The sequence below is a fragment of the Coleofasciculus sp. genome, assembly GCF_046565525.1.
Classification (GTDB): domain Bacteria; phylum Cyanobacteriota; class Cyanobacteriia; order Cyanobacteriales; family Coleofasciculaceae; genus Coleofasciculus.
In genome coordinates, this window is record NZ_JBKHUP010000007.1 from 117,065 (window position 1) to 126,829 (window position 9,765).

Sequence of the window (9,765 nt, forward strand, 5' to 3'; positions counted from 1 at the left end):
AAGAGTTAAAGTTCCTACCTTGGGATGCGTTCGCGTAGCGTGCGCGTAGCGCGTAAGCCAGTCCCATGCTCTAGAACTCCAGCATTAAACAGGCTTATAGGGTTAAACCAGTGTGTTGGAGATAGTACCGAGGCGTAACATTGGCGAGGCTAACGTCACCCCTCCAAACGGGAGTTCGGGGCAACCATACCCCACCCATATCGTACAGGTTGAAAACACGAGTCTGTAATTGCCCAGACGAAAGGTGAACGCAATACATCGAACGAGGTAAGTAAATCCAAGGCGGTAGGGGTTTGTACAGACGTAGCATGCTACGTCTGTACAAATAATGCAGTTTTGTACACGGGAAATGGAGCCGATGCACTTCCCAAAAAGGAAGTCCTGTCGGACTGCTATTTATGTAAGGGAACGAATTCCTCCCCATACATAAATGACAGGGGTTTCCATTCGCCCCCTTACCAACCCCGATTTTCGATGAATAAAGTTGTCGTCGGTCTATCCGGTGGAGTTGATAGTTCAGTTGCCGCCGCTACCCTACATCATCAAGGCTATGAAGTCGTTGGTCTGACCCTGTGGCTGATGAAAGGCAAGGGTCAATGCTGTTCTGAGGGGATGGTCGATGCGGCGTTTATTTGTGAGCAACTGGGCATTCCCCATCATATTGTAGACACTCGTGAGGTTTTTCAGGCAAATATCGTCGATTATCTGGTTTCGGGTTATGAATCGGGAATCACGCCCTTGCCTTGTTCTCAGTGCAACAAAACGGTTAAATTTGGTCCGATGCTCGCTTATGCGCGGGAGACGTTAGGCATTGATAAAATTGCCACGGGTCACTATGGGCGGATTCGCTATGATGCTAAGAGCGATCGCTATCAGTTGCTGCGGGCGGTAGACTCTAATAAAGACCAGTCTTATTTCCTTTACGACTTAACCCAAGACTTACTCGCCGCTTCGATATTTCCTTTGGGCGAACTCCAGAAGACGCAAACGCGACAACTGGCGGCTGAGTATCAGTTAAAGACGGCGGATAAACCCGAAAGTCAGGACTTGTGTTTGGTTGAATCTCACGGTTCGATGCGGACGTTTCTGGATAAATATATTTCCCAAACCACGGGTGACATTGTGGATACTAATGGTAAGGTTTTAGGTCAGCATCAGGGAATTCACCATTACACCATTGGACAACGCAAAGGACTCGGCATTGCTGCACCTGAACCTTTGTATGTTGTGGCGATTGATGCTGGGGCGAATCGTGTTATTGTAGGCGATCGCACCAGTGCAACGCAACCGGATTGTACCGTGGGGCGAGTCAATTGGGTGTCGATTCATCCGCCCACGACTCCGATTCAAGCGTCTGTGCAAGTGCGTTATCGCAGTCGCCCTGTGGATGTGACAGTTATTCCCCTAGAGGGGAATCGGATGAAACTTGTTTTTGAGCAGCCGCAGTTTAGCATTACTCCCGGACAAGCCGCTGTCTTGTATGACGGGGAGATGCTGTTAGGCGGTGGAATTATTGAACGCAAGCAGGATGTAGTGTAGAGACGCGCCATGCATGGCACGTCTGGGATATGGGGGGTTGTTCTGTAGGGTGGGCATTGCCCACCTACGGTAACTGTTTTGGCAATGGTTCAATCTGTCCATGAGTAGGCTGGGTTTCGTTCCTCAATCCAGCAAATTCTCTGGGGAGCGTAGCCTTAAACCAAGGGTACGGCATTGCCGTACCCCTACGGGAGAATTGATTGGGTAGGGACACGATACCATCGTGTCCTGATTTAGATTTCCTGTATCCGAATCGTTTATCAATCAACGGTTTTAGGCTATAGGCTCCATTGTCATCGGTAAAGACTATATCAGAGACAGGGTGCGATCGCCTGAACCTTTTCCGCTAAGGTTATAGTCTAAGCTAGACCTTAGAGACGCTGTGTACCCCTACGGACAGGTGATGCATCCACGTAACTTGAGCGAACAGGTAACAGTAAAATGACCGCTTATACGATAGATTTTAACCCGATTATTCAGCTTACCGACGACCAATTTTTTCAATTGTGTCGGGCTAATCCTGAGCTAAAGTTTGAACGCAATGCCCAAGGAGAATTGATTATTATGCCCCCAACTGGCGGAGAAACCGGAAATCAAAACTTTGAACTGGTCATTGATTTTGGGATATGGAATCGCCAAACTCGATTAGGGATTGGGTTTGACTCCTCTACTTGTTTTAAACTCCCCAATGGCGCTAATCGTTCTCCAGATTTAGCTTGGGTAATACAGGAACGCTGGGATGCTCTGACTCCCGAACAACGAACCAAGTTTCCGCCGATTTGCCCTGATTTTGTGGTGGAATTGATGTCTCCTTCGGATACGTTAAAAGCCACGCAAGATAAAATGAAGGAATATATTGAGAATGGCGCTCGTTTGGGTTGGTTAATTGCGCCGGGAATGAGACGAGTGGAAATTTATCGTCCCCAGCAGGAGGTTGAAGTTTTAGAGACTCCGGCTACTCTCTCCGCAGAAGAGGTTTTACCTGGATTTACCCTAAATTTAAACTCTCTTTGGTGATTGTCAATCAGAACCCGAATGAGGAATGTGCGATCGCGCCCTTTACTATCTGTGTCTGAAACGCTTAATGAAGAGGTTATAGGCAGGCACATTTTTCCATCGTGATAAGTATACCAGAAAATCGTGCGATCGCGTCCTTCGTCGTCCAAGCTTCAGCCTTCAACTGAATGTCACGCTCAGATGAGGCTGGTGGGCAATGCCCACCCTACGGTATATCAAAGGTTTTGGCGCTCCCAAAATGCTTATTCTAGTGCCATTTGACAGTAGCTTGCTTCTTTTCGGGAGTGAGTATGACATAAGACGAATAATTGCCCTGAACCCATAAAGCAGATTATTTTGGAGATGCAGTTGACGCATAAAGGGAAAGACATTGAGTAAGCATTCGGATGGAATCGCCCCTCATGGGGGTCAACTTATCAATCGCATTGCCTCAGAACAACAGCGCTCGGAATTTTTGGAGAAAGCGGATTCCTTACCCAGGGTGCAACTAGATGCCTGGGCAGCATCTGATCTAGACTTAATCGCGATTGGTGGATTTAGTCCCTTGACTGGGTTTATGGAGCAAGGGGATTATGAGTCAGTCGTCGATAATATGCGTCTGGCGAACGGTTTACCTTGGTCTATCCCAGTTACTCTATCCGTTAATGAGGACATTGCTGAACCATTAAAGGAAGGCAGTTTAGTGCGTCTGGATGATCAGGATGGGCGCTTTGTCGGAGTTTTAGAACTCACGCAAAAGTATCGCTATGACAAAAAGCGGGAAGCGGTGAATGTTTACCGCACGGATGAGGAAAAGCATCCGGGTGTCAAGGTGGTTTATAACCAAGGGGATGTAAATCTGGCAGGTCCCGTTTGGTTATTACAACGGTATCCCCATCCCCTGTTTCCTAAGTATCAAATTGATCCGGCTCAATCTCGGATGTTATTTAAGGAACGGGGATGGAAAACGGTGGTGGGTTTCCAAACTCGTAATCCCATCCACCGGGCGCATGAATATATCATTAAGTGCGCCTTGGAAATTGTTGATGGTTTATTCCTGCATCCCTTAGTGGGTGCAACCAAAAGCGATGACATCCCCGCCGATGTGCGGATGCGTTGCTATGAAATTATGATGGATAACTATTTCCCTAAAAACCAGGTGATTTTAGCGATTAACCCAGCCGCTATGCGCTATGCCGGTCCAAGGGAAGCCATTTTCCACGCGATCGTGCGTAAGAATTACGGTTGTACTCATTTTATTGTGGGGCGCGATCATGCGGGTGTGGGTGACTATTATGGAACCTACGATGCTCAGCATATCTTTGAGGAGTTTGAGCCGGATGAGTTGGGGATTATTCCGCTAAAATTTGAACACGCTTTTTACTGCGAAGTGACGGAGACAATGGCAACAGCCAAGACAAGTCCTAGCACTCCAGATCAACGGATTCATTTATCAGGAACTAAGGTACGGGAATTGTTGCGTAAAGGGGAGTTACCGCCGCCGCAGTTTTCTCGCCCTTTAGTTGCGGCGGAATTAGCCAAGGCGATGAAGGTAGAAGAGTGATATTCTCTCAGTTGGGTTTGGAGTTTGTAGTTTGTAGTAAGGGCTTTAGCCTAAGATTTTATTAGGTTTCCTTGGCTTCACCCTCATCCCCTAACCCCCATTGTTGTAAGGGGAAGAAACGATAGTAGTAAAACCCGCCCCTACCGTGTTTGCTGATAACGCGGCGAACAAAGGGTGTTTGTAACATCTCGTTACGATTGACTTGGCGCGATCGCACTCTAACTGCTGAAAATAGGGATAGGGTTCATCGGTCTAGACTGAGTAAGCCATGAACCCTATACCATCTACAATGAACGTCTGAGTCAAGGAGTACCCGCCTAATGTTGCCATACATCCTCGCGTTAGTTATCGGTCTTGGTAGCTTTGCCTATTACATGGCAGCATTCTTTTTTCCCGAAGTCCACCGCAAAAGCGACTTCTTCTGGAGTGGTGTAGGATTTTTCTACGCCCTCGTCTTGTGGGTGTGTGGGGGAAGGATTACTGGGGCGGTACTCCTGAGTCAAATCGCTAGTGTATCTCTGTTGGGGTGGTTAGGCTGGCAAACCCTGATGATGCGGCGACAGTTAGCCTTACCCGAAGCCCAAACGGAAATTTCGCCCCAGGTTCAGAAAAAAATAGCCCGTTCTGGCATATTCCAATTGGGCAAAAGCGCAGTTATTCAACCCGTCGCCCGTGTGTTCAGTAAAAAGCCAGTGACGCCAACCCCAGTCGCGACTGAACCGGAACCCATAACTGAACCAGTCGTTTCAGAGACGGAAATCGCAATGGCAAAAACGGAAATTGGAGAACCTTTTCCGGAGACAGTTACGCAGATAACTGAACAGGTGCAACCTCCATCTGAAGAAAACGATGTCCCCTTGGCTTCTCCCACAGGGGTAACCGAGGAAACCCCAGAAGAACCCGTAATGGCGGATATCACCGAATCCGTTGAAGTCATGGAAACAGGGGAAACAACGCCAACTGAACTTGTAGAAGCACCGGCTGAGGAAACAACGCCGCCAGAACCGATAGGGGAATTTGCGCCAGAGGAAACACCTGTAGCTGAGACACCTGTAGCTGAGATATCTACAGAAGCACAGAAATTAACTGAGACACCTGTAGCCGAGACACCCACAGAAGAACAAACCTTAACTGAAACACCTGTAGCCGAGACACCCGCAAAACCCGTCCAGAAACAACCCAAACAACGCCAGGGAATTAGCGGCTTTTTCAATAATCTCTTCGGAAAAGGTAAATCGAAACCCGCTAAAACAAAGAAACCTCAGACATTCCCAGAGGATACCTCCACATTACCCGAACCAGAAATCCCTGAATTCAGTCAGCCAGACACCCTATTCCAGGAGTCTCCAACTCCGAGTCAGGAGATAGAAGAGACAGCCGCAGGGGAGGAAACCCAAACAGTTGACACTACCTTCGGGGAACAAACACAGCCACCGGAACCGGAACTCCCGCAAAACCAAGACACCCAACCCCCAGAAACCCCAGAGGAATTTACCATCCAGGAGACTAAACTCACCGACTCCGAACCCCTCAGACGCCCGAATCCCCCTGAACCCGAACAGGTAGACGCAGCGAACCAATCGGCGGAACCTGAATCCTCAGCAGTCGAAGACATCCCAGTCGCAGACATTGCCCCAGAAGCACCATTATCGCCCCCCGCTGAACCCATTGGTGAAGGTGATCCCCAAACCAGACAATCCCCAGATTCACAAAATCCTCCCTCATTCAGTTGAAATGATGGCAAATTCTCACCCATAATGTAGGGATACATAACGCTCCCTATTGTAAAAAGGGATAATCGGGAAATATCCCCACAATCTAAGTACAACCACTAGCCAACAGGTCGAACTGTGACAGAAGCTAAATCCTACAAAGACACCGTAAATCTGCCCCAAACCCAATTTGATATGCGGGCAAACGCGGTCAAACGGGAACCGGAACTGCAACAATTTTGGCAAGACCAACAAATTTATCAGCGACTGTCACAGACGAATCCCGGTGATATTTTTGTCCTGCATGATGGTCCCCCCTACGCGAATGGGGCACTACATATGGGACACGCCCTAAATAAAATTCTTAAAGACATCATCAATAAATATAAACTGCTGCAAGGGTATAAAGTTCGCTACATTCCTGGCTGGGATTGCCATGGCTTGCCCATTGAACTGAAAGTCCTGCAAGCAATGGACCCAGAAGACAGACAAGCCCTAACCCCGATAAAACTGCGGCGCAAGGCAAGAAAATTTGCGCTAAAAACCGTTGAGGAACAACGCCAAGGGTTTAAACGGTATGGCGTTTGGGGAGACTGGGACGATCCTTATCTTACCTTAACCCCTGAATACGAAGCCGCTCAAATTGGCGTCTTCGGTCAGATGGTGCTAAAAGGCTATATCTATCGGGGAATGAAGCCCGTTCATTGGAGCCCAAGTTCCCAAACCGCCCTAGCCGAAGCGGAGTTAGAATATCCAGAAGGACATACCTCCCGCAGTCTTTATGCTGCATTTCCCCTGACTAAAGCCACAGACGCGGTGGAAGCTAGGCTAAAACCCTATTTAGTAGATTTAGGTGTCGCCATCTGGACAACAACCCCCTGGACAATTCCCGGTAACTTGGCGGTGGCGGTAAATCCAGAACTGACTTATGCGGTTGTGGAAGTGTCTCAAAAATCGGCAAGTCAGGATACTGAGAAATCCTCGAAGCCAAGTCAGACAAGGGCAAAAGGCTTTGCCCCAGTTCCAGAGGAAGAGGCTTCTGATGCTGAAGCATCAGCCAACCCAGAGACGGAAGCCGAAGGATTTAAATACTTAATCGTGGCGGCGGAATTAGTGGAACGCCTCTGTCAAACTCTGGACAAAAATCTAACCGTTAAAACCACCCTGAAAGGGAAAGAATTAGAACATTGCACCTATCGTCATCCCCTATTTGACCGGGAAAGTCCGATTGTTATCGGTGGCGATTATGTAACCACGGAATCGGGAACCGGATTAGTCCATACCGCACCGGGTCATGGTCAAGAAGATTATATCGTGGGTCAGCGCTACAATTTACCGATCATCTCCCCCGTGGATGAAAATGGGGACTTTACCGCCGAGGCGGGACCCTTTGCGGGGTTAAATGTGTTGCGAAATGCCAATCCTGCGGTGATTGACGCCCTGAAAGAGGCGGGTTCTTTCCTCAAAGAGGAAAACTATGTGCATAAATATCCCTACGATTGGCGCACTAAAGAACCGACTATCTTTCGGGCGACGGAACAGTGGTTTGCTTCGGTGGATGGTTTCCGTGAGGCGGTAATGCAGGCGATTAAGTCAGTGAAGTGGATTCCTCCCCAAGGAGAAAACCGGATTACCGCTATGGTGTCGGAACGTTCCGATTGGTGTATCTCTCGCCAACGGAGTTGGGGTGTACCGATTCCCGTATTTTATGACGAGGAAACTAATGAACCCCTGCTGACGGAAGAAACCATCGCCCATGTACAAGAGATTATTGCGGAAAAAGGGTCTGATGCGTGGTGGGAACTGTCGGTGACTGAATTATTGCCCAAATCCTACCAGAATAATGGTCGCACGTACCGTAAAGGTACAGATACCATGGATGTCTGGTTTGACTCTGGTTCTTCTTGGGCGGGAGTTGTCCAGCCGCGTGAGGAATTATCCTATCCGGTGGATATGTACCTGGAAGGCTCGGATCAACATCGGGGTTGGTTCCAATCCAGTTTACTCACCAGTGTGGCGACAAATGGCTGTGCACCCTATAAGTCAGTATTAACTCATGGCTTTGTTCTGGATGAACAAGGACGCAAAATGAGTAAATCCGTGGGTAATGTGGTAGATCCAGCGACGATTATTGAAGGGGGGAAGAACCATAAACAGGAACCCCCCTACGGAGCAGATATACTGCGGCTATGGGTGTCCTCTGTGGACTATTCAGTAGATGTCCCCATTGGTCAAGGGATACTCAAGCAACTTGCCGATATTTATCGCAAAATTCGCAATACAGCACGGTTCTTATTGGGAAATCTCCATGATTTTGATCCGGGCAAAAATGCGGTGGCGTATGAACAGTTACCGGAAATCGATCGCTATATGTTGCACCGGATGACGGAGGTGTTTGGCGATGTGACGGAGGCGTTTGAAAGTTATCAGTTTTTCCGCTTCTTCCAAACGGTGCAGAATTTCTGTGTGGTGGAGTTGTCGAACTTTTATTTGGATATTGCCAAGGATCGTCTTTATATTAGTCACCCGGATTCGGTACGACGGCGCAGTTGTCAGACGGTATTAGCGATCGCACTGGAGAATTTAGCCCGATCAATTGCCCCTGTATTATGCCATACAGCCGAAGATATCTGGCAATACCTGCCCTACCCGACACCCTATAAATCGGTGTTTGAGTCGGGATGGGTGCAGTTAAATGAGAGGTGGCAAAAGCCGGAATTAGTAGAGAAGTGGACAAGGTTACGCAATATCCGCACCGAGGTGAATAAGGTGTTAGAGCAAGCTAGGGCAGAGAAGATGATAGGTTCTTCCCTAGAAGCGAAAGTGTTGCTCTATGTCCCCGATGCTCAATTACGAAACCAGTTGCGGAAATTAAACCCCAGCGGGATTCCGCGCCTGTGGCTGCAAACCCCGAAACCTGAACTGATGATGGCGCAGGAAGCAGAAGCCTCACTGACACCCGAAACGCTCCCCTCAAAGACAGGGGAACAGGGGTGGAATGTTAATCAGATTCTGTCTAATCTATCGGTGACGCTGGGTAAAGCCTTGAGCGAAAATCAGCGATTATGGTTAACGGTGGGGGTAGCGTTAGCTGTACCCATTACCCTAAAAGTAACGGCGACGGTATTAGAATCGCTCGCACACCTCCCCTTATTGGCTGATATGTTGCAACTGGTGGGAATTGGCTACAGTGCTTGGTTTATCAATCGCTATTTACTCCGCGCACCCAGTCGGCGAGAATTAGCCCAGAAGGTGCGATCGCTAAAAACAGAGGTATTGGGTGAAGCTTCTGTTCAACCTGAACCCGAAACGGTAGAACCCGCCGCCGCACCCCCAGCACCAGCTCCACCCCAACCCCAACCTAGAATTTTAGGCGAACGGTTTACGGTTCTCAGTAACGGGGTGGATGAGTTACGTTATCTGTTTTTAGCCTCCCAAGTTGAGGTATTAGATTCCCCTGATGGGATGGAAAATGTCAACTATCGCAGTCAGTCAGATCTCGTCTGGGTGGGGGTGGTTAAAGCAGAAGGCGAAAAGTGCGATCGCTGCTGGAACTATTCCACTTATGTGGGTAAAATAGCCGAGCATCCCACGATTTGCGAACGGTGTCGGGCGGCTTTAGCGGGTCAATGGTAAAGTATTTGTCATTCGTCATTCGTCATTCGTCATCAAAAAAATGGTAGCGTTTGGCGGCTGATGCTCGAATGATGAGCTGGATGAGAATAATAATCATCCCCAGGAGGAGCTGGGGAGATTTGTGCGATCGCGTGAAATCATCTCTTCTCGCTTCTCGAATCCCCGGAATCAAACCGATGATCACGAATAAACCTTCTGCCCTCTGAAGAACTGGGCGTGATCGGCAGATGATTATATATAGGGGTTAGAAACTGTAACATAATCCCCGATCATACCTACTCATGTCTATTCAAAAATGAGTAGGTATTTTAGTCGGAA

Annotated in this window: 6 protein-coding genes; 5 read left to right on the forward strand and 1 reads right to left on the reverse strand. The window is 48.5% G+C overall.

Features of this window, described 5'->3' with window-relative positions; all coding sequences use genetic code 11:
- Window positions 1-474 precede the first annotated feature (474 nt).
- The 5 genes from mnmA (at window position 475) to ileS (ending at window position 9,447) form a co-directional block, all read left to right on the forward strand.
- Complete coding sequence (gene mnmA, locus ACLGGO_RS04065) at window positions 475-1,539, forward strand: tRNA 2-thiouridine(34) synthase MnmA (RefSeq protein ID WP_446418360.1); 1,065 nt, start codon at window positions 475-477, stop codon at window positions 1,537-1,539.
- 441 nt (window positions 1,540-1,980) lie between these two features.
- The gene (locus ACLGGO_RS04070) at window positions 1,981-2,556 is read left to right on the forward strand and encodes a Uma2 family endonuclease (RefSeq protein WP_446418361.1); all 576 of its coding nucleotides are present in this window, start codon (window positions 1,981-1,983) and stop codon (window positions 2,554-2,556) included.
- 370 nt (window positions 2,557-2,926) lie between these two features.
- The gene (gene sat, locus ACLGGO_RS04075; RefSeq protein ID WP_446418362.1) at window positions 2,927-4,099 is read left to right on the forward strand and encodes a sulfate adenylyltransferase; all 1,173 of its coding nucleotides are present in this window, start codon (window positions 2,927-2,929) and stop codon (window positions 4,097-4,099) included.
- 320 nt (window positions 4,100-4,419) lie between these two features.
- Window positions 4,420-5,832 (forward strand): Ycf66 family protein, encoded by a 1,413-nt coding sequence (locus ACLGGO_RS04080; protein WP_446418363.1) that lies wholly within the window; start codon window positions 4,420-4,422, stop codon window positions 5,830-5,832.
- 117 nt (window positions 5,833-5,949) lie between these two features.
- On the forward strand, window positions 5,950-9,447 hold the full coding sequence (ileS, locus tag ACLGGO_RS04085; RefSeq protein WP_446418364.1) for an isoleucine--tRNA ligase: 3,498 nt from the start codon (window positions 5,950-5,952) through the stop codon (window positions 9,445-9,447).
- Window positions 9,448-9,469: 22 nt separating this feature from the next.
- On the opposite strand, the gene ACLGGO_RS04090 is transcribed toward ileS, so the two are convergent.
- Entirely contained in the window at window positions 9,470-9,631 is a 162-nt protein-coding gene (locus ACLGGO_RS04090; RefSeq protein ID WP_446418365.1) for a hypothetical protein, read from the reverse strand.
- Between the last annotated feature and the right edge of the window lie 134 nt (window positions 9,632-9,765).